This is a genomic window from Ruthenibacterium lactatiformans, assembly GCF_000949455.1.
Taxonomy (GTDB): domain Bacteria; phylum Bacillota; class Clostridia; order Oscillospirales; family Ruminococcaceae; genus Ruthenibacterium; species Ruthenibacterium lactatiformans.
Genome location: NZ_JXXK01000043.1, coordinates 1 through 24,611 on the forward strand (window position 1 = coordinate 1; position 24,611 = coordinate 24,611).

Sequence of the window (24,611 nt, forward strand, 5' to 3'; positions counted from 1 at the left end):
ATTTTGTAATATTTTTTGTGAAAATACTCCATTTGTTTTTTCGTCAAATTTAAAATATCATGCATTTTGTCACAAGTCAAGAGAAAATAAAAATATTTTTATTTTATTTTTATATTGAAAAAACATTTTTTCTAAATTATAATGATTCCAACAGCTGGTACTGTCTGCACAGCGCTTGTGTTGGGGCAACCCGGGCGGCATTCAAACGTAAAAAAGCAAATACAGGAGGATATTTTGATGGAAATGCAAAACGACTATATGAATCTGCGCGTTGGCGCAGGTAAATTTTTTTATGGACATGGCTGTATCCGGGAGCTCGCAACCGAGGTAAAGCGGCTGGGCGGCAAGCCCCTGTTGCTCGGCGGCCCCGGTTCTGTCAAACGCATCCTGGAATTGAGCGGCGGCGCCTTTGAAGCGGAGGGCATCCATCCGATCGTATGCGCACACACAGAGGCTTGCTCGCGCCGATGGGCGAATGCATATGTGTCTCTTGCCCGGCAGGAGGGATGCACCCTTATTTTGGGCGTGGGCGGCGGCAAATGCCTTGACCTTGCCAAATGCGCCGCCACCTTTGGCGGGATGGACTTGATCTGTGTCCCCACCTCGGTGGCCACCTGCGTGGCATCTTCTTCAGTGTGCATTATGTATCACGATGATGGTAAGCCCGACGGATCAGTAGCCATGAACAAAGAGGTAGATGTTGTTATTGCCGACACTGATGTAATTGCCACTGCTCCCAAGCGCACTTTAGCCGCCGGGATTTTTGACTCTATTGCCAAATTGCCTGAAGTAATACACAATACCAATGTCAACTCATATCGGGATTGTACTCTGGAAAAATATATCTGCGCTGTAAATTCAAAGGCTATTTACAATTTTTTAATGGGTGAGGGTTGCAACGTATACGATAATGGGGTTGCTTCTGGCCGTCTCACTGATGTGATTTTGACCAATCTTCTACATACTTCGGTTGTAAGCGGTTTTTCCTGCGGAGTAAACCAGTTGGCTCTAGCCCATGGGCTATATGATTGTGTGCGCCGGTCGTTTACCAAGGAAGCCAGCCATATGTTGCACGGAGAAATTGTGGCAGTCGGCGTTTTGATGCAACTACATTTTAATCAGACGAGTGAAAGGGACATCAAGGAAGTTCGGGCTCTGATGGTTCACATGCAACTTCCCACTACCTTAGCGCAACTTGGTATAGAGCCGAATGAAGAAAATCTCCGGGTGTTGGTAGAATATCTTATTTCCTCTACCGGGCTTTGTCTCGCAGATGAAACTCGTCTACGTCAAGCATTAGAACAAATTATTTAATTTTCACCCGCAGTGGTATATACATTGCGTAATGTATCATCCCAATGATAGGCGTATTTGTCGGATGCATCCTAAATTAAGAATACTGTAAGGCTTGTTCCCTCTGTACTGCTGGGGACTTGAGTAAATCCCAGGAAAGCATATGAGCAGCACCCCGCAGGAAGTCGAATGGTTCGATCAAACGCATTCCCGACTCATGACACATCAAATCACCCCCCAATGCAGTCTGTTAGGAAACTATCATTGATTTTGTCCGGAGAGAAAACTCTTCGGACAAAAAGACTTACAGAGCTTTTGAATCAACCAATAATTTATGTTAAACAAAAGGGCACGTTGCACAAATTACTCAAAGAGCAGGAAACAACTGTGAGGAAGCGAAAAGATTTTTAGATGCCTTTTATGGTGTCCTAGAAGACGCATTAGTTAGTGGAGAGGTTGTCCAACTTATACAAGGACGGGTATTTTTACCGTACGCGAGATTTCAGGTCATAATAGATTTAATCACAATACAAAACAGTCCATTGATATTTTTGCCAAGAAATCTCCTGTTTTCAAGGCAGGCAAGAACCTTAAAGAAGAAGTCAATAGATTGAGTATCTAATCATTGAACTGCGCTTCGGTGGGTATACTCCAGACAGTGTAGATGTAATGAAGGCACATAATCTTAGTTGGATTGCGCATTCCCTTGTCCATATTGTGTTCCAACCGTATGGGAGCTATGACGTAGGAAACAGCTATTTGTTCAGATGGCGAAGTCTGAGGGAATAAAGCAGTATTATCTAGTGATGTATGTGTCCCAGAAGTCGAAACTCCATCCGCATTGATTCTTTAATGAAATCGGTTTAATTGTAAGTGTCAAAGTTCCAAAGACACACAAAAAACCGAGGAAAAGCCATGCGAAATAAATATGTGCAGATGTCGCTGCTGGACATCTACCACAATGTCGGGAAAGGTCTTAAAAACGATAAGCCGGAGCTTTTCAAACTGCTGGACGAACACATCAACTGGGATGAACTCGTCTCGGATACGTTCTGTCACGCCTTTTATCAGCGCTTTGGCCGCAACCGCAAATGTGATTTGGATAGCTTTATCAAGTCCCTGTTTTTACAGCGGATTTTCCATTATGTTGAGGACATTCGACCGCTCACCACCCTGCGGTTCAGCTATGAAATGGCTGATTACTGCGGTTTCGCTAAGGTTCCTGACGCCACTAAGCTTACATGTTTCAAACATGATTTCTACGATTACATCCGAGTGGTCTTTGAACGGCTCGTGGATTTGACGGAACCGATTTACCGTGAGATAATAGATGAGGCGTTTTCTGATTTGCTCATTTTCAACACGACCGGCATCGAAAGCTATGTGGCCGAAAACAGCCTGAAGTATCTGAATACACAAGTGGGAAAGAATGTGAAGTATTCCGGCATCGCGATGTTCAACCCCTCCGTAAAAATTCAATACATTAATGGGTACATGTGCTACGTGCAACGCGCGACGGTTCTCATAAATGGTTTGGGCACTGTGCGGCATTTAGAGTTGTTTGACGAAGCTTTCCGCGAAAAGGATTCGGAAGGACCGAGAGACACTCGCACGAAAACACCTGAAATTGATAAGAAAATTGGAGATTTCACTTCTTTAAAGTCTGTGCTGCGAGACTTTCAGGTGACTCATCCAGTTTTCCGTTACGGTACCTTTGCGAGCGACGTCGCATTTGGCAGTTACGACAATTACGCTTTTTGATGAAAGATTTTGCTTTGCCAAAGCACTAATCCCCATCAATCTTCGCGGCAGGATACTGGCTGCAATGAAAACAGAACGCCTCTTTTCCCGGTCGACGGTACGCCGTTTAAACCATAAGGCAGGGCGAATGGAACGCACCGTTTTCCTCGCCTTAAATATATCTGCCCGAAATCCTTGCCGATAAAAGCTGGATGGCAGATTTACTTGGCTTTGTCATTGCTAAAATCTATGTACGTCCTCAAAATACGGACGTTACGCTTACATTCAGTTAAATAGAAACCGGTGACTGTACCTTGGCATTTCCCGCGGCGATCTCTTTTTTGAATCAATTCTTAAGCATCGTACCGCTGTTGAACGTTCCATCAACACATTCAAAGACACACGTGGCGGCCACCAAAGTCGGCCTTTTCCTTGCCGGTATCGTTCAACTTCTTTGCGTCCTGCTTGCTGACAAATTACATGACGCTAAACTCGCTCGCATGCCCCGCAGGCCCATCATTTCCCGCACAATGCGGTCCGAGCTTTTTACCAGCCCCACAAGGACCAGCATGTTGAAGATTATTTCCGTCACATAGGTCCAAACCATCGAAACCGCTGAGCCTGACGGCGCCGCGGGCGACCCGCTGCCCATATATGCGGAAAAGATCAGGCAGGACAGCACGATGACCGCACCTTGCAGACACACGCCCACATATCCCTTGAGGAACGCCTTCCCCGTAGCCGCCGTCTCGCTGCTGCCAAACGCCGCGATGGGCACCGGGGCCAAAGCCGCGTAAATATATATTTTGAAAAAACGGCTATACACCGTCATGATCAGGATAAAGGAAAGCACGGTAATGAACAGGCTGCCCAAAATCGTCACGAGCCACAGCGGGATGGATGCGAGAAAGCCCACGTTTCCGATGGCCGCGCTGATCTCGCCGGGCAATGTGCCCACATTTCCCGCCATACCGCCCATCTGCCCGGCCATCGTGCTTACAACGCCGCCACAAAATGCAGGAAATACCGCAAAGCCGCCTCCGGGCGGCGCAGCTCCTGAAAGTTTACCGTGTTTTTGAACAGCCCCATGGCGAAAAACAGAACCAGCAGCCCATACCCGATGGCCTGCAGCGCGCCGTTGATCTGCTCAACGATGTTCCATATCCCACCGTCTTTAAATTCCTGCGGCGTCATGCTCACAAGCTGCCAGATCTCCGCCAGCTTCTCATTCCACGTCGCCAATGCGTTTTCCAGATTCTCTACGATCCAGTTGTCATCCAAATGATTTCGCACCTCCAAAACGAACAGGGCGGCCGTTTCCGGTCGCCCTGTTCGTCAAACTCTTTTCGATTCACCGAATCAACCATTGATAGTCCTGTCGGCAGTCTACAATAAAATCCACAAATACTTTACGCTCTGCAACTTGATATACCATTAAATAATGCTCTGCAAAAAGCAACTTGCGATATTTATGTGGCGGCAAATATGCATCATTCAGCTCCGGCGCTCTTTTGGGAAACTGTGACAGAGAAGCAGCGCTTTCTTCGAACATTTGCACAAGGCGTTCCGCTGCTTCATCATTGAACTCCGCAAGAAAAGCCGCCTGTTCTACCAGCATTTTCATAGCACCCGGTCTAATTTCTACATCGTAAACCTTTTCATCCATGCCGTTTTTTTGCCTCCTGGATCGCCTGACGCATTGCTACTGCTACCTCCTGAGGCGTATACCCCTGTGCACCATTCAAACGGTCTTCTTCCGCGGCAAGAAGTTCTTCCCGCAATTTCAACATTTTTTCACGGCGGGAAAAGGCTTCGATATCCATCACCACAAGATCTCCTTCGCCGTTTTTGGTTAAATAGACTGGCTCTCCTGTGGATTTGCACAGTGCCGAAATTTCGTTGTAGTTGTTGCGAATGGATGCTGACGGCTTGATATTCAAATTGGTCGCCTCCCATATAGCATTATTATATACATATAATACTCTTATAACGATATCCCGTCAACCTCCACTGCATATTGTCTACACCGTAATAAAGTTCAAAAGTAGGGTAAGCACCCGGCGCCTTACCGTATTACTGCGGTAGGTTTCCAAGAACTCCCCTCCGAACCGGACTTACACCGCTCAGCGTATCCGGCTCTCCAGAAATCAGTATAATTTTCCAGCGTGTAACAAATCATGACAGGCGGTACACAAAACCATCGTCTTGCGTCTGCGCCCAATCATCGCCCGTTCCCATAGGGCTTTTCCCTTCAAATCCTTTAATCTGCGTACATGGTGAACTTCCAAGTCCACATTTTCCGTTTCACACCACTTACACTTCCGTGCTTTTAGCCTTTGAATCAGACTGCAAGGGCTGATACGAAAATAGCTCTTGGCAATCGTATCAAATTCGCCCGTTACTACTTCCGTTTGTATCCGAAAACTTTCGTTATAGAATAAGGCCGTTTTCATTCCGAATTTCGTCTCATAGCGGATTCCAAAGTCCTTGCCAATGCGATACTTATCTCTGATGCTTCTAACCTTTGTGTGGTACTTTGCGGCGAGAGTCTTATACACCCCGCAGCCTCGCATGGGCCGGATTTCCCGATTCATCAAAGCCCACAAAAACACAGTTCGTGTATTCCCGTTCTGCTGTCTTGCGGTTTGTGCCATAGACGCGGCCTGTATGAAAGCAGAATGCAAGGACCTCATCGCAGACACCGCGCCCCGTCAGATATTGATATGCTTTGAAATGATCGCCGCGCGGCGGTAATGCAAAGCCGACGTTCTTTTCCTCGGTTACAGGAGGAGAAGAAAGGAAAGGCGCATCCGCGCAGACGATCTGCATCGCCGTTGTTCCTCCTACGCCCTGCTGTGCCAATTCCATTTCCCATTGGCGCCCACTTTCAAGCTGTCATGGTCGTAGTGCGCATACTCTGTGCGCCCTACACGTTTGAAGCGCTCTGGCTGGTGGTGCAGTAAAAAAGACAATGTGTTCACCGCTTTGGCCACTCTGACTTGTTCTTCTGTTACATATGGCTTCACTTCGCAAGGCGAGTGGTTCAGAAGAAGACTAATGTCGATAATGAAAAAAGAAAAATTCCCTTTGGGATTGCAAATATCATGTGGTGTTACCGATAGTAATCTTAATCACACAGGAATTTACCTCTATTCCAAAGGCAAAATTATGATTCATTTGACTTTTGACTATAAAGTTGGAAAATTTCATTGCTCAACCGAGGAATATAAAGTCTTGAAAAATTCATCCGGCTGTATATGCAGGCCGACAATATGGAACGGGAACATATCTATTTCCGGGGACAGGCAGACGCTTTGGCCTATCTGAATAAGGTTGGCGCTTTCAAAATGGAACAATGGCTCAAGACGTTGCGGAGTGATATGCACCGTTTGAAAGAATATCTGCATATAAAACAAAGTAAAATATGCAGAAAAGCCGCTCATGGGGTTGATTATCTGCATATAAAATGGTAATATTATATGCAGATAAAAATGGAGGATGTGGAATGAGAGTATTTAACTATTCTTTTTTGAACAACGGATTACTCCCGGCGAATCTGGTCAATCTAACTTCCAGCATTGTTTCGTTAAAAACAATGGCGGGAGTTCGGAAGGATGAATACGCGCAGGTTTTTACTGAACTGGAATCTATTGCTAAGGTGCAGTCAGTCAAAAGCTCGAATGCCATAGAAGGTATCGTAACCAGTGATGAGCGTATCCACGCCATCGTCAACCAAAACAGCACCCCCTTAAACCACAATGAGGCGGAGATTGCCGGGTATAGGGATGCTCTGAATACGATCCATTTGAGTTATGAGCACATTGACTTCCGGCAGAGCGATATTCTTCGGCTTCACGAGATGATGATGTCCATTGCGGGATATGAATATGGCGGCCAGTATAAGACCGATGACAATGTGATTTTGGAGGTAGACGCCGTAGGTCAGCAGAGGGTTCGTTTCCGGCCAACACCTGCAGAAGAAACGCCCCAGGCGATGGAACAACTGGAATTAGCCTATATGGCGGCCAGAAGCGACTCCAATATCAACCAGCTTCTGCTTATTCCCTGCGTAATTCTGGACTTTCTCTGTATTCATCCATTTCGTGATGGAAATGGCAGAATGTCTCGGCTACTTTCCCTACTTTTACTTTATAAAAATGGCTATGACGCAGGAAAGTATGTTTCTTTCGAGGAACAGAGCAACAACTATAAAGCATACTACTATGAAGCCTTGCGGCAATCTTCCGAAGGCTGGGCCGAAAACGAAAACAGCTATTTCCCTTTTATAGAGAATTTCCTTTCTACGCTTTATATATGCTATAAGGAACTTGATAAACGCTTTGCTGTTGTCCATGGAAAGAAAATCACAAAGAAAGCTCGCGTGGAAGCCACTGTATTGAATAGCCTTACTCCCATCTCCAAAGCCGACATTTTCCAGATACTGCCCGATGTCAGTCCAACTACAGTAGAAGCTGTGCTGGGAGTTATGGTGAGAAACGGCAGCATTAAGCGGATCGGACAGGGGCGGAATACACGGTATATTAAAGCATAAAGGCAAACAATGTTTTGAATTTGGGTGAATACTGTGAATATGATTTATATTACATCTTACCTTCTCGCGGAATTGCGACATTGTGGCGCTTTTGTGGCCACAATGTCGACGGGTTGAAAGGGGTCTGTGATATGCGGGTTTTAGACAGGAGGCTGGATAAATGGAAAATATCGTTTCATCTGCGAAAACGGATATGTTTCGCATCCAAATCAATCCGGTACTGCGCAAACAGTTGGAAGACGTGTATGGAAAAAATGGGCTCACATTGACAGACGCGGTCAATGTTTTTTTCAGCAGTCTCTGAATGCAGGAGGCTTTCCTTTCGAGGTAAATGAAAATAATGCTGAAATTATCAAAGCCAAGGCGATGGCCCGTTTAATAAAAATAATATACAAGCATCAGGCGGTATTGGATATTCGCCAGACGCAGGAATATATTGCACAGACTCTTGGCAATAAAAAGGCCGCTCAAAAGCTGGTCGCGTCTATTTTGAAGGCAATATCTTTGCTGGAAGAGAATCCAATGATGGGCATATCTATGGAAGCAAGATTTGAAAAAAACTTCTATACGTTTTTTTGTAGTCGCCAAGCATTTGGTTTTTTATGAGATCAGCGAGGATAACATGCTTTCTATTTTACGTGTGTTGGATGGACAGCAAGACTATCTAGCGATTCTTTTCGGCTGATTGGTCCCAGAACAGAAAATGATTTTTAAAAGTGCAGCGGTGAATCCGCTGCACTTATTTTTATATACAAAAGCGGGGCTTACGCCGAAAAGCGCAAGTCCCGCAATTGCAAAATCGAACAAATCAAATTGCTTATCAACCAAACTCAGAAGGCTGATATGGAGTTGGAACTCGGAGTTGAATTACCGGAATAGTCCCATATCCCGTTGTCCCGCAGCTTTGTCATTGCGTGACTTTTCTGTTAATCGAATCCCATTCGATTTAATAATACTGGTTCTTTTTTTCTCTTCAAACAGAGCTTCAGACATTTCTCCGCTTACCTCCAAAATCTTGTCGGTTGTAAAATACATATTGACTTCAGTGCGGAAAGGAAGTCGGAATGGAAGGAGCAAAATGGATAGACATCCGAAATGACAGGCTCAAAGGAATGAGCTACACAGAGTTAGGAAAAAATACCACATAGATCCGCGGACAGCTAAACGGTACGCAGAATCACCACAAAAACCGGAGTATACACTGTCAGCACCAAAACCCACAAAGCTGGATGAGTACAAGCAACAGGTAGACCAGTGGCTGGGGGAAGCGCCATATTCAGCGGTACGAATATTGGAAAAACTGAAAGAGCAAGGATTTGAAGGGAATTACAGCATCGTCAAGGAGCATGTGAGAAGCCGAAAAATGGATCTGGACGAAAAGGCAACGGTTCGGTTTGAAACAATGCCAGGAAAACAAGGGCAGATGGACTGTGGATTCTTTGAGGAGCATACGGTGTATGAGGACGGGAAATGGAAAAGGCGGTACTGTTTTCTTCTTGTTTTGGGTTGCTCCCGGATGCGATATATTGAGTTTGTCACGGACATGAGCACGAACATCCTCATCCGATGTCACCAGAATGCATTCCGGTATTTTGGCGGGTATCCGGAAGAGATCCTGTACGACAACATGAAGCAGGTGGTAGTGAAACAGCTTCTGAAACAGGAGGACAGCACCCTGAACCGGCAGTTTGAAGACTTCGCGGGATTCTATGGCTTCAAGCCCATCCTGTGCCGCCCATACCGCGGACAGACCAAGGGGAAAGTAGAACGGACGGTTCGGTTTGTGAGGGACAACTTCATGATCGGGATCAAATACAACAGCTTAGCAGATCTCAACGGACAAGCTCTAGCCTGGTGTAACAAAGTCAACGGAAAGGTTCATGCCACTATCAACGAGATTCCCTTTGAAAGATTGAAAAAAGAGGGACTAAGCCCTCTCAAACGCGAATATATCATCGACAAAATTAATCTTCGCCGGGTACAAAAAGACTGCCTCATCAGCTATGCCGGCAACCAGTACTCTGTTCCCGCAGAGTATGTCGGCAAGGATGTGGCAGTCGTGGCCCTCGACAACATGCTGGCCGCATACTACGAGGGGAAGCAGATCGCTCTGCATCGGATATCGTATCAGAAAAAGGATATCGTCGTCAATCACCAACACTACCGCAGGCTCACCCTCAAGCACTCCATGGATGTGGAAAACCCTCTTTTGGAACAGGGCAACATCATTGACTTCCCACTGAAATCCAGAGATTTAAGCCGGTATGACGAGGTGCTGTATGAGTGAGTTGACGGTGGACAGACTCCGGGAAAACCTGGAGAGCCTCAAGATGAAAAACACGCTGGAAATCTTGGACAACTACCTGGAACGGGCTGTTGCTGACAAACTCAACATTGTGGAGGTTCTTGATTATATATTTTCCGAAGAGGCCAAATTCAAACGCAAACGCGCCTATGAAAAGCAAGTACAGGTGTCCGGCTTCCCCATCAAGAAAACCCTGGACGACTTTGACTTTTCCTTTCAGCCCTCCATCGACAAGCGCCAGATTGTTGAATTCGCTGCCATGCGCTTTCTGGAGAGCGGAGAAAATGTGGTCTTTCTCGGCCCGCCTGGTGTAGGCAAAACCCACCTGGCTTCCGCGCTCGGCCTGGTGGCTGCTCAGCACAGATTCTCTACATACTACATCAACTGCCATCAACTCATTGAGCAGCTTAAAAAGGCCTCCTTTGAAAATCGTCCCCCCGACAAGCTGAAGATTCTCGCTAAGTACAGGATGCTCATCATTGATGAGATCGGCTACCTTCCCATGGGTATTCAGGGAGCCAATCTTTTTTTCAGCTCATTGCCAGACGCTATGAAAAGGCCTCTACCGTCTTCACCTCTAACAAAACATTCTCCCAGTAGAACGAGGTCTTTTCTGACATCACCATCGCCTCCGCTATTCTCGACCGCGCCCTTCACCACTGTACCGTTATCAACATTAAGGGTGAATCCTGCCGCCTCAAAGAACGCAAGGAATTCATGCGACAGAAACAGCAGATTGTCAATACCCTTTTTGAGCAAGGCAATGCCTGATTCTTTACATCTTTCCTCCGCCGATATCCTACAAAAGTTCCTCGCCGTTTTCTTGCATTTTTAAATCGACGTTGACAGCCGACAGCCGTGTATACCGAAACTGGTACAACGGCATCAAAACGCTGCTGGAAGCGTCCACGGGCGTAAACCCTTATACCGGCAAAGCCGACCCCGTGGCCCGTGCGCTGTATGACTTTACCTATCAGGCCATTCGGGGCACCTATTCCCCCCAGCCGTACCGCACCTCTCTGGAGCCGGATGTGAGCTCTGACGACAGCTCCGGCGGCCCGGCTTCAAGCAGTGCTTCTTCGGGCATATCCTCCTCGGGCGCTCCTTCCTCCGGCTGTTCTTCCGCTCCGGGCGCCGCTCCGGACAGCGGCACGTCATCCTCCGGCGGAAACGGTCCATCCGCCGTCAACGTTCCTCAGACAGGAGACTACGCGCCTCTGTTTCTGTTGAGCCTTGCCGCAATATTGTGCGCGGGAATGCTCATACTGCTTTTGCACCTTAAGCGGCGCGCTCCGAACGAAAAAAAGTAGCGATCCTTGTTCACCTGGCCTCTATCGCTATTTTGTTGATTAAGTATAGCTTTCCTGATTTTTCAAACAAGGCCTGATTCAACGGTTCTGACTACTGTTTGACTGCTACTGGAACAAAGCCTGCGAAGGTCGACGGCAAAAGGCTTCGCGGGCTTTTTACCAGTCTTTATAACTTGTGCACTTCATCTACAAGCAGCACAGTTACGCCATTTAAATCTGTCTGTCACAGTTCTCCGACCCGGAAGGCCGCTGGTTCGAGTCCAGTCAGGCGCACCAAAACAGCCCTCGGAATTCCGAGGGCTGTTTTTCCTTTTCCTCTATAGTCCCATCGCCTCGGCCAGCTTCTCCTGTGCGAGCTTTTTGTTCTTGTCGAAAGCATGGCTGTAAATGTCCAATGTGGTGCCGGGCTGTGCGTGCCCCAGCAGGCCCGCCACAGTGCGTACATCTACGCCCTGAGCAATGAGCATGCTGGCGTTGGTGTGCCGCAGGCTGTGCACGTTCAAATTGTCCGGCAAATTGCCCTCCCGCAGAATCTTTTTGAACCGGAATGTGAATGTCCCCGGCACCATCGGATCCCCGCCGGGCTGCCGGAACAGATAGTCCTCTTCCTCCAGTCCCCCTCTACCACGCTGTTTTTTCTCCCACCCACTTTCCTTACAGGATCCGAACGGCATACATCTTTGAGCTCTGTATTTGGCTTCGGCCTGCCGCATGCGGAAAAATACCGTTCACTCGGTATTTCGGAAGAGATTTTTCCCGATACTATGGGCTGCTTTTCCGCTTTTGCTGGAGGCTAAAGCCCGTTCCGGCCAGTTCATATTTGACTGTGCCTTTTGGGGCTGGCGGCATCTTGCCTGTCGGTTGTTCCGGGTCGGTACATTGGAGTTTGAATACCGTCCCGGTCGATTCAAGCGAACCGCTTCCGTCCGGCATTGCAGCACACTGCCCTGCTCTGTCCGTATACATTCTCCCGGTTGCCCAACTTTCAGATCATGCGCTGCGCGATTCCTACGAACAGGCAGAGCGCTTCTTTGCTCTGCACGCTTCGTCTTTGTATGAGAACGGTAAGCCCTTGGCCGTGTTGTGCAGCACCGGGCTTCTCTGGCCCGCGCTGGACGCATTCCTGCCGGAGGACTCCGGAATTCTCTGATTTGGAAACGACTATGAGATATACGAGGCAGGCCCCGAAAACCAATCCTTCTATTTGTGACCATTCAATGGAAACAGCTCCCGCTGCGCTGCCAAAACAAACCCGCCTGCAGCGCACTGTTGCCGCCCATTTGGAACATGGCGGCTCATAGGCTCCGGGTACGGAAGCAAAAAACAACCGTAAAGGCTTTCCAAAAGCTGTTTTGCTGCATCTTTATCACCTCGCCCGGCTTCCGCCGGGTGAAATTTTTGCTGCGGGCATCTGAAAAACAGCGGCGCTCTCCATTTTGTAAAAAGCATTGTGGATTTTTCTTGTGATTCCAAAGCCATTTTTCAGATGTACTTTTGTTTTCTCTGCCGGATAATGATATAATTAGTTTATCAAGAACGCCCGGGAAACCAACCCCCGGACAACTGTATATGGGGGAGAAGCGCATGCGCAGCAAATGGATCATCCGCATCTGGCTCGGCCGCCTGACACGTTATCTGGTCGTACCTCTCGTGTTCTGCGTCATTCTTTTTCCCTTATACGGCCTGATGCACCAGCAGACTGAAAAAGCGCAGCTCACCGACGCCGCCGAACAGCTCGCCACTGCCGTGAGCACCTTTGAAGGATATCTCAGCGACCTGCGGTTTACCACGAACAAGCTGTTCAACGACGATTCCTACAAACTGCTGGCCGTGAGCGATGACGATTCGCTCATGGGCGACTACATGACGTCTTTCAACGCTTCCACACTGCTTCAGGATCTTACTTACAGCATGTCTTACACCGCTTACAGCTACGTCACCTTTGCGCGCAACCATTTTGTGATCGACCCTTATCGCGTTTTTTCCGGATATGAGAGCTTTTATCCGGGCGCGCTGGAGTACCGCGATGTCCCCCAGGACACCTGGGCCGCATGGCAGGACGCGCGTGAGACGCTTTACCTGCCCGCACAGAGCGTTGTGCTGAACCGCACGAATTATCCGGATTCCTATCTGACGATCACGCAGCCGTTCATCAACTCCGGCGGACAATTCCGCGGTGCCTGCAATATACTGATTCGGGAACGCACTCTGTCCAACCTGTTTCTGCCCACGGAAAAATGGCGCAATGACGGCTTGTTTTATCTCGTGCGGGACGACGGCACGTTGCTGAGCCAGTACCGCTGCAACGGGGCCGCCCTCTCCTTCTCCGGAAATGAAACGGGAATCGAATGGTATGATGGGCAGAAGTATCTGTTTGTTTCCCGTAGCATCCCCAGCCTTGGCGCCAGCGCCGTGATTGGCCTGCCCTATTCCGTTTACGCCGAAAACCTGCGCGCCGTCAACCGCGCCATATGGTTTTACATCGGTGCGGGGCTGCTGGGCTGCTTTTTGCTCAGTTCCGCAATGACGCTGTGGGAGCTGCGCCAGCTCAAGCCCATACTGGACACGCTGGATGATGCCGAAACGGCGAACACCCGTCTGTTCAACGATCTGCTCGTCCAGAAGCTGCGCAACCACAGCCAGCTTTCGGCTGAACTGGAACGCGCCCGCGGCGAGCTGGACCATAGCCGCGTAGAAGCATTTTTAAAGACCGGCGCAGCGGGCACGGCCGAAGAACAGAAAAAAATGTGCGAACAGATGCATCTGACGGACTACAACTATCTTCTTTTGATCCCCGCGCAGGAGCGGCAGGCAGAGACGCACGTGGGCGAGGAGCTGCGCTTGATGATGATTGCGGAGCAGGTGCGCCAGAGCTACGGGCGCACGCAGTTCGTTTACAACACCACCGAGGGCAGCGTACTCGTTGTTCTGACGCTGGACAAAGGTACCGAAGCCGAGCAAGTACAGATGTGCCGGCAGACCGAGGCTCTGCACGGCCTTTTGGAAATGACGGAACCGCTGATTCTCAGCGGACGTTTTACGCGGCTGGAACAGCTTTCCTCTGTATATTGGCAGGCGCGCAACATGGCCGCTTATTCCGACCGCACACAAAAGGTATGCTATCTGAGCGGCGAAAGCCTTGTCCGTGTAACGACAACCGATATCACCAGTCTGGAACGGCTGAATGAATACCTTTTATCCGGCCGCGCACAGGAAGCGCAGTCTCTCATCGGCGAACTGTTCCATGTGGACGATCTTTCGCCGCAGAACTTTCAGCAGGCATTCTTCAGCGTGCGCGGTGTGCTGATCGCCACGGCGCAAAAGGTGGAGTGCGAAGACATCGCCTATCTTTGCTCTTATGATAACCGGCAGTCCGCCAGGCGGCAGGTGCAGAACCTGCGCGACTGCTGCTTTGAGATATGCAGCCATGTCGATTCCCTCAAGCGCAGCCACAACGAAGCTCTTCAGCGGCGCGTTCTCGCCTGGCTGAACGAACAGTACACCCGGCCGGACCTCAACATCGCCATGGCTGCCGAACAGTTCCATATCTCAAAAAAATACGTCACACAGTTTTTGAAGGACCAGACAGGCAAGAGCTTTACCGAGTATGTGGAGGAATTGCGGCTCTCCCGTGCAATGGAGCTTCTGCGCGGCTCTGAGCTGGGTATAACCGAAATTTCCGTACAATGCGGTTTTTCCACGCAAAACACGTTTTATAAGGCTTTCCGCCGCAGGTTCGGCATTTCGCCCTCGGCGGTGCGCCGCGGGGACAACGCAGGCTGACCGGTTCCTCTCTTTCTGCCAAAAACGGCAGGGCGTGCATGCCCTGCCGTTTTTTGTGCGCCTCTTTGGCCGGCGCTTTATGTCTGCCACTGATAAAACGCATAGGTGCGCGGGGCTGCAAAACGCAGGCACAGGTCGCCTGCGGGCGTGTATCCCTGCCCAACCGGGCCGTTTGCACACAGCAGGCGCAGCCGGGCCTTCTGCGGCATCCGCGTAAAGGTGAAGGCGCTTTCCGGCACATTTTCACGGAACAGCAGGAGATATCCCTTCTGCCCACAGGGACTTGTAAATGCAAAGCCTGTGAACGAGCGGCCATCCGGTTCCTGCCCGACCGGGCGCACATCGCACGCCCACATCGCCTCCCGGTGCAGACGGTACACACCGATGATCTGCTGCAGGCGCGCCGCGTCCTGCCGCCCCAGCCCGGAGAGCTCCATCCAGAGCAGCGGCTGCGCGGCCATAACGGACGCAAACAGATAGTCTGCCGTATACCGTCCGGGCGCAAGGGGGTCGGCCCGATACCGCTCTGTGTTGCGCGCCGGGTTCAGCAGCTCGAACAGCATCCGCTGGGCCGGGACATACCGGGCAAGCATCCACAGATTGCGCAGCGTACGATGGGGATAATAATTGCCGAAATCCGTGTAGCGATTTTCCACAAACAGCGTGCCGTATTCCCGCGCAGCCAGATATCCCATACGCTGCTCGGCGGTGATGTCCTGCTGAAGCATCACGCGCCTCCCACTTTGTGCTGTAACCATTTCCAGCAGGGAAAGGTATTTCGCGCGCGCCGCCGGCGTGCGCAGCTTGACGCCGTCCAGCTTGAATACCGCCATTCCATAGGTCCTCCACAGCCGCAGCAACGTTTCCGCGTCCCGCCGCCAGTTTGCAAATTCTCCGGAGGAATCCGGAGAGAACCACAAGCCCAGCGCTACGCCACGCGCGGCGGCATGCTCCGCCACTGGGTACAGCCCGCGGGGAAACCGTTCCGGATGCGGCGTCCAGAAGTCCGCATCCGCCGCGTAATAACCCTCCCACACGCCCCCCAACGGACGCGCGGAATTCACCGTCGTGCCCTTCTGCCAGCCGTCGTCGATCTGCACCGTGTCCAGGCCAAGCGCTGCGGCGCGGTCGATCTCCTGCAGCACGAACGTCTCGCACACCCGCGCGTCCCTGTTCCGGTCTCCCCAGGTGTTGGAAAGCAGCAGCGCATGCCGCTGCCACGGTGCCTGCCAGCCCAGCCGGTAAAACGCACGGTACTGCTCCCACAACCGCTCTGCAGGCGCGGTGCCCAATACACACGTACATCCCACCGTTCCGGCGGGCGGCGCGCCTGCACAACCGTTTTGCAGTACACACAAGCAGTTCTCCGCCAGAAGAAACTGCGGGCCGGGCGCCGGCGTTATGGGCGCATGGCGGGCCGCAAGCAGTGTTTCTCCCGTCCGCGTGTCTTCCACGGTAAAGAAACTTCCAGACGCCTCTACACGCTCTGCGGGATAGACCGGCGCGCCCTGCTCCCACACAAGAGTGTCATGCACATCCGTTTGGTCCGCAAGGCGTATGCACCGCCACCGCAGATGACCGCGTGGCAGCGGCACGGCAGCCATAACATCCCCGGGCACGCTGTGCGCCGCCGCACGCGCGCTGTCCCGCTCTACACCTGTCGCGCCGGGAACTGTCTGCCGAACAGCGGCAAACACCCCTTCCGGAGGAGCCTCCCATTCGGCCCACATCGTGAGGAACGGCGTTTGCGGATACAGCAAAAAACACCGGCTCACACTGAGCGCGCCCTGCCTCCAGGTGCAGCGCACGGACCAGTGCTCAGCACACAGGCCTGCCGCCTGCGGCCGGGCCTCCCATTCCGGTTCCCCGTCCGGCGGGGCCATGCAGGCCGGAGCCAGTGCCGCACCGTCCGCACTCTGCCAACAAAAGCCCGTAAGGCGGTTTTCCACGCAGGCCAGCGCCAAACCCTCCGGCTCAAGCCTCCAGCATGTGCGCAGCGCGGCATTTTCCAGCACGACCTGCGTGCCCTCCGCCGTAAGGCGGCAGTCCTTCCATTCCAGGCGTATCATTCGGCGCAGCTCCCCTCCGGCAGCAGGTTGAGTCTCACCGGGCCCGGCTGCTCCACGTCCAGCGTGATCTCCCACAGGCCTGCGTGGCGCTGTTCCGCCGCCACGCCCAAACGGCAGGAAATGCGCATTTTACCCGGTGCAAGCGCCGCCAGAACTGCAGTACGCCCGGGCCGCGTACAATAAAGCTCCGCTTCCAGCCCCGCGTTTCCGGGCAGCCAACGCGCGCACTGTACAAAGACGTCGAAGCCGGTTGTAAGCGTTCCGGGTACGTAGTAGGCCGCAAACCACTGTGCCACGGGCGCGGAAAGGCCGCCAAACTGGTGCCAGCCCGCGCCCCGGCGGCTCTCGATCATAAAATGCTCGAAGCAATGGTAGGACGCCGCGCATTCATCCTGCCACAGCCGCAGGGCCGTATCCGCGATACGGAATGCGAAGCCGGTTTTGCCCGCATCCAGCGCCGCTTTGAAGAACATCCACTGGTATGGCATCCACACCGCGCCGTTCCAGTATCCGTCCCTGCGGTAATAGGGGGCGGACCGGTCCACTGTGGAAAGGCCGCAGGCGCTCCACAAATGCTCTTCGCTCGCCAGCTTTTCCCACAGGCCTTCGGCCTGCTCCGCAGTGCACGCGCCGGCAAACAGAGGTGATGCGCCGCCCAGCCCCATGTTATGGTTCACGCCGGAAGCGTCCCGCAAAAAGCCGGCAGCCCTTCCCTGTTCATCGTGCAGCACATACCCGAAGTATCCGGCGCCCTCGTCCCACGCGTGCTCCTGAAGCGCCCGGGTGAAACGCTCCGCATCCTTTTCCAGCCGGTCTGCGTCCTCCCCGTGGGCGAGCAGGTGCGCGGTATAGGCCAGGATGCGGGCGCACCGTACCGCGTGCGCTGTTGTGACCACAGGCGTGCAGCGCTTTTCCAGCCGCTGCTCATGGACGGCCTTTTGGGGCGGATAATCGTCCCAGCCGCCGGAATTGTAGAAGTAGTCCCACGGGCGCAGCAGGCCGCTTTGCAGGTCCGCCGTGGTGGAGCCTCCCGCCTGCCCGGTAAAAAATGCATAGTATTGCATCAGGCGCGGGTAACAATATTCGGCCAGTGCCCGGCTCTGCGTTCTGTTCAGCAGCTCGGCAAACAGGTAAAACTGCGCAGGCACCAGCGAGCCGTGGTGGATGAACGCGGCCTCGTCGTCGCCCGGCGGCGTGAGGTAGGCGTTCAGACAGTCGAACCCGCGCCGGGCGGAAAACTGTGCAAGCCCCATGCCGATGAAGCCCGAATCCCAGGTGTACAGGCTGTCCCACCAGCGTCCGGGGGTATTGTGACGGATGTACTGTCCCCGGGTGTAAACGGGATATACCACATTGGTGCACAGCACCGCCCGCATCAGCTGCCCGCCGAGGGCAAAGGGCTCGCCCGCGGGCAGCATGGGCGCCGGCTCCAGCGCCGGTGACGCGGCCTGCCACACAGCCTCAAAGCTCTCGCGCCGCGCCCGCAGCTCCCGGCACAGCGCAGCCGCTTCCTCCGGCGTGCCCGCGCTGCAGACAGCGCCGTAGACCCGTTTCGACTGTCCCGCCGCCAGCGGGATGGGGCGCAGAAACACGTTGGTGAAATGTCCTTTTCCATCTCCGTGCAGCGTGGAGGAAACATGGTCGTGTACTGTTTCGCGCAGAAAAACATCCAGCTCGCTGTTTTCGATCTGCCGAACCTGCACGCTTTCATAGTCCCACAATACGCCATAGCACTCGCGGATGTGGGGATATTTCAGGGTGAGGAAGCCCTCTTTTTTGTACAATTCCATTTCCGGACATGCGCCGCTCCCCCGCGGCGTGACGCAGAACGCTCCGCTGTCCGCCGCTTCGCACAGCGCAAAACAATCCAGCTTGGCGCCGCCTGTGCCTGCGGCCGTCAGCGTCAGCGTGTGCGCGCCTGCCGCCAGCGGCCGGGACAGACAAATGCGCGCTACCTCCGGCTGCGGCGCGGGCGGCAGCTCCAGCACATCACCCGAGGAAAGCCTATATCCCGAGGCTGCGCTGTCTGCGTTGATATAACGCACACACAGACAGGGCCTCTGCAGCGGCTGCTCCAGCGTGAACGTATAGGTTACAGCGTCTCCCGCGCCGCTTGGCAGCGGCTGGCCGAACGGCCCGTACCCGGCCGCACAGCCGAATCCAAGCCCCACGCCGTATCCGCCCGCAAAGCCCTCCACCGGCTCCTCGGCGCGGCGCATTCCGTCCCATCCCAGCCCGTCCGTGGGACGCGGCACGGCAAAGCGCAGGTCGTCATAGTCTTTGGCCAGCACAAAAGCCGCGTGCTCCGGCAGGCGCACTTCCGCGCCCGTCAGCGCAAACCTGCGGTAAGAGGGCACGGGGTCATGCGCGCTGGCCATATAATGCAGCACAAGATTCTGCGGCGTGTCTGTCCCGTTGCAGCATTCCACACGGATCAGACGGGCGTTTTCGCCCAGCGGCGCGAACGAAACGTCCGCGTATACGCGATCTTTCCATTCCAGCTCGTGCCGCAGCGTATAGCAGGAAAGGTCCGGCGCGGCCTTCCACACGTGATATCCGCTTTCAAACCGTACGTTGGGCACATCCACACGGCGGCGGTACAGCCCGGGAAATACGGCCAGGTCAAACCGGACGCCGTCGTTTGCGGCCGGGATATGGGAAATACCGCTGTACTGCTTTGTATACGGCCCCCACGCGGGCAGAGAAAGATCGTGGGTCTGATATTCTGTTTTCATTCTGTTCCCTCCCAAATGGCAAAAAAGCGGCGCGCCCATCTGCCGGAGCTCCGGCGGGCGCGCCGCTCAGGCGCCTGCGCGCCCGGCTTTTCGAAAAAACGCCTGCGCGCTTATCCCTTGACAGCGCCGATCATGACGCCCTTTACAAAGTATTTCTGCAGGAACGGATACAGGCACATGATGGGCAGCGTAGCCACCACCATAGTGGCATATTTCAGGCCGTCGCCGATGATCTCCACATCACCCGAGGAACCCGCCATATTGCTGATGTCGCTCTGGATGAGTACTTCACGCAGCACCATCTGCAGGGGATACAGGCCGCGGTCGCTGATGTACAACAGCGCCGGAAACCAGGAGTTCCACTGCGCCACACCGTAGAACAGCACCATGACCGCAAGAATGGGGCCGGAAAGCGGCAGCACGATACGGAAAAAGATGACAAGGTCGTTGCAGCCGTCCAGCGAGGCGGATTCCACCAGCTCGAAAGGAATGGTGGATTCAAAAAACGTGCGCATGATGATGAGATTGTACGTGCTGACAGCCGTTGGCAGAATCAGCGCCCACATCGTATTGAGCAGGTGCAGCCGCTGTACGATGAGAAACGTGGGGATCATGCCGCCGGTGAAAAACATCGTGAACACGAACACACCCATGAACAGATTGCGGCCGTAAAAATCCTTGCGGGAAAGCGGATACGCCGCAAAGGCGGTGAGCACCACGCTGATACAGGTGCCCAGCACGGTATATACAATGGTATTTCCATAGCCCTGCCAGATGCTGGCGTCCTTGAATACCTTTTCGTACATGGAAAACGTAAAGCCCTTGGGCCAGAACGATACCTCGCCGCGCAGCAGGGACATGGGGTCGCTGAAAGAACCGCTGACGATATGCAGCAGGGGGAAAACGATAATAGCGCAGAACAGGATCAGGATCGCATAGATCACTCCGGTAAAAATGCGCTCCCCCGTACTCTCTTTGATTTTTGTCCTTTGTTTTGTCCGTTCCATTACCAGAGGCTCACCTCGCTTACCCGTTTGCTGATCTTATTGAACACGATGATGACGATGAAGTTGATGACGGAGTTGAACAGGCCCACCGCCGCCGAGAAGCTGTATTCGCCGCCCTCGAACGCGCGCCGGTATACATAGGTGGAAATGACGTCCGCCGTCTCATACGTGGCGGGGTTGTACATCAGCATGATCTTCTCGTAGCCCACGGTGAAGATGCTGCCCATACGCAGGATGAGCATCGTCATGATCGTTGGCAGGATGCAGGGCAGGGTGATGTGCAGCAGCTTTTTCCATTTGGACGCGCCGTCCACCGTCGCCGCCTCATACAGCGAGGGGTCGATGCTGGTGAGCGCGGCCAGATAGACGATAGAGCCGTAGCCCGCTGTCTGCCAGATATCCGAAAGCACATACACCGTCTTAAAGTATTTCGGCTCGGCCATGAAATGGACGGGATCCCCGCCGAACATTTGGATGATCTGGTTGAACAGGCCGTTGCTGGGCGACAGCATTGCATTGATGAGGCTCACCACAACGACGGCAGAAATGAAATGCGGCATATAGACGATGGTCTGTACGCCTTTTTTGAAATACTTGCTGCGCACCTCGTTCATCAGCAGTGCAAGGATGACCGGAATGGGGAAGCCCACCACGATGGAATACACGCTGATGCCCAACGTGTTCTTCATCAAGCGTACAAAATATTCCGATTTGAAGAACTGGATAAAGTATTTGAAGCCTACCCATTTCCCTCCGGTGATGCCGAGGGCGGGCATGAAATCACGAAACGCGATCTGAGCGCCGTACAGCGGCGCATACATGAAAACGATATACCAGACAAACGTGGGCAGCAGCAGCAGATACAAATACCTGCTGCGCCAGATCTTCTTGCCCGCATGGCTCAGTCTGCCGTTTTTATCGGTGCGGGAGGGTCTCGCCTGTCTGGAGGCCACGGCGGTTTTCATAAATGTGTCCTCCTTCCAAAATAGGGCCGGGGCTCGCAGGCCCGCCGCCCGTCATACGGTGTTCGCCGGAGAACGCCGCGCACCCGGACATCAGGCGCGCGGCGGGCTTCCCGGTTCTGTTTCAGCTGTTCCAAGCGTCCAGGGCTTCCTGGTAGATGCCAATGACGTTCTCAATGCCCATTTCCTTCACTTTTGCCACATAGGTATCCCAATTTTCGATGGGTTCGCGGCCGGTGATGAATTTCATGACCATCTCGTCCACATAGGTCTCGATATCCGCCATGGCGGCACGGCGCTCGGCGTCTTTCTCAGATGAGAACGAAAGCGTGCCGGGAATCACATATTTGTTGGATTCCTCCAGGAACGGGATGATGCAGTTCTCCTTGGCCTCCAGCACGGCAGCATCGTCCAGCTGGCTGGTCTCGCTGAAGCACAGCACAGAGGGCATGGTTCCCTGCGCGATGGTGAACGTCCCCACCGCCTGTTTCGGGGAAAGACCGTCCGGGTTGTTCAGGATATAATCGGTAAAGATGGGTTCGCCGTCCTGCATGGTGTAATGCGTGCCCTCAATGCCCATGTTCAGCAGCATCTGGCCCTCGGCGCTGTACATATAGTCCAGCCATTCCACAACGCGGTCTACATTTTTGCAGGTGGAGGTGATGGTGGCGCCCACAACGGCGCGGGGGACAAGGTCGATGTTGGTGTGGATCTGTACGCCGGCCTCGCCTTTCGGCGGCTCGGTGGCGGCGACGTGGAAGCCGGGCACGGATTCCGCCATCGTGGCGTTCTGGGCGGCCAGCATGCCGCCGAGCGGGCCCGCGAAGGAGCCGACGATGTTCTGCGCCAGCTTCGCGCTGAAGGCCGAGTAATCTGTGGTGATGATCTCCTGGTCAATGTAGCCCTTGTTCCACATGTCGTTCATCCAAACCAGGGCTTCCTTGTATTTGTCCTCGATGGGGCCGTAGTGCACCTTGCCGCCGTCGGTGGGGTCGGTGTAGAAATCGTCCAGTACGCCCCAGGCCGTGCAGAAATTGCGCAGACGCTCAATTTCATAGGCGCTGAAGGGGATCTCATCATTTTTTCCGTTGCCGTTCAGGTCGGTGGTCTTGACGAGCGACCAGTAGTTTTCCCAGTCCTCGATGGTTACGGGGCGTTCCAGTCCAAGCTGGTCCAGCCAGTCGGTGCGGACGATATACGGGATGTTGCCCGAGGGCGTCTCATCCAGCATGGGAAGATAGTAAATGTTGCCGTCAGAGTAGGTGAGGGCTTTCTCCACGCCGTCGCGCTTGTCCATTTCCGCTTTCAGGTTCGGCATGCTGTTTTCAATGTAATCGTTCAGCGGCAGGATCACGCCCGTTTCGCCGTATTTCAGCACATCCGTCACCGGGATCTCCATGATGACGTCGGGCAGTTCCGTTTCCATCATCACAAGGTTCAGGCGTTCGGTGTAATTTTCCTGCGGGGGATTGTCAAATTCAAAGTCGATGTTGAACATCTCACCCATCACCTTGAATACGTCCATCTGGTCCATGGCCACCTCATGGGAGGCCTTGCTGCGGAATACGCGGACTGTGATGCGTTCGCGTTCCGCGGAAGACGAGCCGGCGGAGGCGCCGCCGGCGGACGAAGCCGCAGGTGTTCCGGACGAAGAGCCGGCGCAGCCTGCAAGCATCCCGGCAGCCAGCGCCAGGGTGAGGGCTGCACTGATAATGCGTTTCATCTTTTTCATGTTGCTTTCCTCCATATGTAATGAAAACACGGTATAGGGTACTCTTTTCAGGCCGGACGGCTTACCCGTACGCTGTACGCCTCCTGCCTGCAGCCGCATGCCCGCCGGATGGCGGAGCAGCCAACTGCTTACGAGGATACCACGGCAGAAACTCCAAAATCAATAGCTTTTTGTGTGTTTTGCCCAATTTTTATCCCAAAAATCAAGCATGATTCACATACATTTTATACAAAGATTTGATTTTTCTTCCTTCCGTCAGGGTCCGGAAAACAATTTCAGGCTTTTCTCCCTTGACTGCCCGGCGGCGGCGGCGCTATGCTGGATTTGTATACGGGCGGCGTTCGGTTCCGCTCTGCCCTCTTTATTTTTTATCACATCAATCAGGAAAGGATCTGTCCGTAATGGCAAAACAAATCACAGCGATCATCGTTGGCGCGGGGCATCGTGCGCTTCTGTACAGCTTGTACGCCCTGCAGAACCCGGAGAAATTCAAAATCGTCGGCGTGGCCGACCCGGACCCCATCCGCCGCAGAAAAACGGCGGAGATGCACGGGTTTGGAGAGGATATGTGCTTTGAAAGCGCCGAGGCGCTGGCGGAGCGCCCCAGGCTGGCCGATGCCGTCATCAACGGCACCATGGATACCCAGCATGTAAAAACCGCCGTCCCGCTGCTGCGCCGGGGCTACGACATGCTTTTGGAAAAGCCCTTCGCCGTCAATGAGGACGAGATGTGGGAGCTGCAGCGCGTCGCCGGCGAGACCGGCCGCAGAGTGATGATCTGCCACGTACTGCGCTACGCGCCGTTCTATGTGGCCGTGAAGGAGCGCCTGCTGGCCGGGGAGATCGGCGATATCATCAACATCCAGGCCACCGAGCACGTCAGCTATCATCACCTGGCGGTGTCTTTTGTGCGCGGCAAATGGGGCAACGAAGAAAAGTGCGGCGCGCCCATGCTGCTGGCCAAATGCTGCCACGACATGGATCTCATCATGTGGCTGAAAAGCGGCGTCGCGCCCCGGCAGGTTGCCAGCTTCGGCAGCGACTTTCAGTTCGACCCGGCCAAGAAGCCCGCAGGCGCGGGCAAGCGGTGCCTGGTGGACTGCGGCATCGAGGAAAACTGCCA

At 53.3% G+C, this 24,611-nt stretch carries 23 protein-coding genes and 3 pseudogenes; 14 read left to right on the forward strand and 12 right to left on the reverse strand.

Annotated features, from left to right (window positions below; translation table 11 throughout):
- Positions 1-237 precede the first annotated feature (237 nt).
- The 3 genes from TQ39_RS17950 to TQ39_RS17955 all read left to right on the forward strand — a co-directional run bounded on the left by TQ39_RS17950 (position 238) and on the right by TQ39_RS17955 (position 3,054).
- Positions 238-1,314: an iron-containing alcohol dehydrogenase gene (locus tag TQ39_RS17950; RefSeq protein ID WP_050006555.1), complete on the forward strand. Its 1,077-nt coding sequence runs from the start codon at positions 238-240 to the stop codon at positions 1,312-1,314.
- Positions 1,315-1,774: 460 nt separating this feature from the next.
- Positions 1,775-1,915 carry an HU family DNA-binding protein gene (locus TQ39_RS22040; protein ID WP_082052357.1) on the forward strand — a complete coding sequence of 47 codons (141 nt, stop codon included), beginning with the start codon at positions 1,775-1,777 and terminating at the stop codon, positions 1,913-1,915.
- A 293-nt stretch (positions 1,916-2,208) separates the two neighbouring features.
- Positions 2,209-3,054 (forward strand): hypothetical protein, encoded by an 846-nt coding sequence (locus tag TQ39_RS17955; RefSeq protein WP_050006556.1) that lies wholly within the window; start codon positions 2,209-2,211, stop codon positions 3,052-3,054.
- Between the two features lie 487 nt (positions 3,055-3,541).
- Here the strand turns inward: TQ39_RS17955 and TQ39_RS17960 are convergent.
- The 5 genes and pseudogenes from TQ39_RS17960 to TQ39_RS17980 all read right to left on the reverse strand — a co-directional run.
- Positions 3,542-4,314 (reverse strand): annotated as a pseudogene (locus tag TQ39_RS17960) (hypothetical protein); the annotation flags it as partial.
- 70 nt (positions 4,315-4,384) lie between these two features.
- Positions 4,385-4,699 (reverse strand): type II toxin-antitoxin system RelE/ParE family toxin, encoded by a 315-nt coding sequence (locus TQ39_RS17965; protein WP_050006557.1) that lies wholly within the window; start codon positions 4,697-4,699, stop codon positions 4,385-4,387.
- Positions 4,692-4,973 carry a type II toxin-antitoxin system prevent-host-death family antitoxin gene (locus TQ39_RS17970; RefSeq protein WP_050006558.1) on the reverse strand — a complete coding sequence of 94 codons (282 nt, stop codon included), beginning with the start codon at positions 4,971-4,973 and terminating at the stop codon, positions 4,692-4,694. Before TQ39_RS17970 ends, TQ39_RS17965 begins: the two co-directional genes overlap by 8 nt.
- A 207-nt stretch (positions 4,974-5,180) precedes the next feature.
- Complete coding sequence (locus tag TQ39_RS21920; RefSeq protein WP_338092846.1) at positions 5,181-5,687, reverse strand: HNH endonuclease; 507 nt, start codon at positions 5,685-5,687, stop codon at positions 5,181-5,183.
- Positions 5,584-5,901 (reverse strand): DUF3991 domain-containing protein, encoded by a 318-nt coding sequence (locus TQ39_RS17980; RefSeq protein WP_117474025.1) that lies wholly within the window; start codon positions 5,899-5,901, stop codon positions 5,584-5,586. The genes TQ39_RS21920 and TQ39_RS17980 overlap by 104 nt, the downstream gene beginning before the upstream one ends.
- Before the next feature lie 404 nt (positions 5,902-6,305).
- On the opposite strand from TQ39_RS17980, the gene TQ39_RS17985 reads away from it, so the two are divergent.
- The 8 genes and pseudogenes from TQ39_RS17985 (at position 6,306) to TQ39_RS18010 (ending at position 11,200) form a co-directional block, all read left to right on the forward strand.
- Entirely contained in the window at positions 6,306-6,506 is a 201-nt protein-coding gene (locus TQ39_RS17985) for a hypothetical protein (RefSeq protein WP_133304237.1), read from the forward strand.
- A gap of 32 nt (positions 6,507-6,538) precedes the next feature.
- Positions 6,539-7,585, forward strand: a complete 1,047-nt coding sequence (locus tag TQ39_RS17990; RefSeq protein ID WP_050006562.1) for a Fic family protein — start codon at positions 6,539-6,541, stop codon at positions 7,583-7,585.
- Between the two features lie 160 nt (positions 7,586-7,745).
- Entirely contained in the window at positions 7,746-7,889 is a 144-nt protein-coding gene (locus TQ39_RS21100) for a hypothetical protein (RefSeq protein WP_154522974.1), read from the forward strand.
- 104 nt (positions 7,890-7,993) lie between these two features.
- Positions 7,994-8,191, forward strand: a complete 198-nt coding sequence (locus tag TQ39_RS17995; protein WP_158557746.1) for a type II toxin-antitoxin system RelE/ParE family toxin — start codon at positions 7,994-7,996, stop codon at positions 8,189-8,191.
- A 526-nt stretch (positions 8,192-8,717) separates the two neighbouring features.
- Positions 8,718-9,497: pseudogene (gene istA / locus TQ39_RS18000) on the forward strand (IS21 family transposase); the annotation flags it as partial.
- Positions 9,498-9,872 carry a Mu transposase domain-containing protein gene (locus TQ39_RS22045; protein ID WP_256291783.1) on the forward strand — a complete coding sequence of 125 codons (375 nt, stop codon included), beginning with the start codon at positions 9,498-9,500 and terminating at the stop codon, positions 9,870-9,872.
- Positions 9,865-10,661, forward strand: a pseudogene (gene istB / locus TQ39_RS18005) (IS21-like element helper ATPase IstB). The gene TQ39_RS22045 and the pseudogene istB overlap by 8 nt, the downstream one beginning before the upstream one ends.
- Before the next feature lie 71 nt (positions 10,662-10,732).
- A complete protein-coding gene (locus TQ39_RS18010) occupies positions 10,733-11,200 on the forward strand; it encodes a hypothetical protein (protein WP_050006564.1) in 468 nt (155 codons plus the stop codon).
- A gap of 317 nt (positions 11,201-11,517) precedes the next feature.
- Here the strand turns inward: TQ39_RS18010 and TQ39_RS18015 are convergent, their stop codons facing one another.
- Positions 11,518-11,913, reverse strand: coding sequence for a tyrosine-type recombinase/integrase (locus TQ39_RS18015; RefSeq protein WP_276325265.1), 396 nt, complete (start codon positions 11,911-11,913; stop codon positions 11,518-11,520).
- A gap of 113 nt (positions 11,914-12,026) precedes the next feature.
- Between TQ39_RS18015 and TQ39_RS22050 the strand changes: the two genes are divergently transcribed.
- Complete coding sequence (locus TQ39_RS22050) at positions 12,027-12,350, forward strand: hypothetical protein (RefSeq protein WP_367997916.1); 324 nt, start codon at positions 12,027-12,029, stop codon at positions 12,348-12,350.
- A 145-nt stretch (positions 12,351-12,495) separates the two neighbouring features.
- Here TQ39_RS22050 and TQ39_RS21325 read toward each other — a convergent pair whose 3' ends face one another.
- Positions 12,496-12,810, reverse strand: coding sequence for a hypothetical protein (locus tag TQ39_RS21325; RefSeq protein ID WP_167541550.1), 315 nt, complete (start codon positions 12,808-12,810; stop codon positions 12,496-12,498).
- Here TQ39_RS21325 and TQ39_RS18030 point away from each other — a divergent pair.
- On the forward strand, positions 12,785-14,983 hold the full coding sequence (locus tag TQ39_RS18030; RefSeq protein WP_050006568.1) for an AraC family transcriptional regulator: 2,199 nt from the start codon (positions 12,785-12,787) through the stop codon (positions 14,981-14,983). The genes TQ39_RS21325 and TQ39_RS18030 overlap by 26 nt on opposite strands.
- A 77-nt stretch (positions 14,984-15,060) precedes the next feature.
- On the opposite strand, the gene TQ39_RS18035 is transcribed toward TQ39_RS18030, so the two are convergent.
- The 5 genes from TQ39_RS18035 to TQ39_RS18055 form a co-directional block, all read right to left on the reverse strand.
- Complete coding sequence (locus TQ39_RS18035; protein ID WP_050006569.1) at positions 15,061-17,052, reverse strand: alpha-galactosidase; 1,992 nt, start codon at positions 17,050-17,052, stop codon at positions 15,061-15,063.
- Positions 17,049-19,787, reverse strand: a complete 2,739-nt coding sequence (locus TQ39_RS18040; protein WP_167541551.1) for an MGH1-like glycoside hydrolase domain-containing protein — start codon at positions 19,785-19,787, stop codon at positions 17,049-17,051. Before TQ39_RS18040 ends, TQ39_RS18035 begins: the two co-directional genes overlap by 4 nt.
- 110 nt (positions 19,788-19,897) lie before the next feature.
- Complete coding sequence (locus TQ39_RS18045) at positions 19,898-20,794, reverse strand: carbohydrate ABC transporter permease (RefSeq protein ID WP_050006571.1); 897 nt, start codon at positions 20,792-20,794, stop codon at positions 19,898-19,900.
- Positions 20,794-21,759 carry an ABC transporter permease gene (locus TQ39_RS18050; RefSeq protein WP_050006572.1) on the reverse strand — a complete coding sequence of 322 codons (966 nt, stop codon included), beginning with the start codon at positions 21,757-21,759 and terminating at the stop codon, positions 20,794-20,796. The genes TQ39_RS18045 and TQ39_RS18050 overlap by 1 nt, the downstream gene beginning before the upstream one ends.
- A gap of 121 nt (positions 21,760-21,880) precedes the next feature.
- Positions 21,881-23,488, reverse strand: a complete 1,608-nt coding sequence (locus TQ39_RS18055) for an extracellular solute-binding protein (protein ID WP_165858941.1) — start codon at positions 23,486-23,488, stop codon at positions 21,881-21,883.
- A 401-nt stretch (positions 23,489-23,889) separates the two neighbouring features.
- Here TQ39_RS18055 and TQ39_RS18060 point away from each other — a divergent pair.
- On the forward strand, positions 23,890-24,611 hold a 722-nt coding region (locus TQ39_RS18060), incomplete at its 3' end, for a Gfo/Idh/MocA family protein (RefSeq protein WP_167541552.1).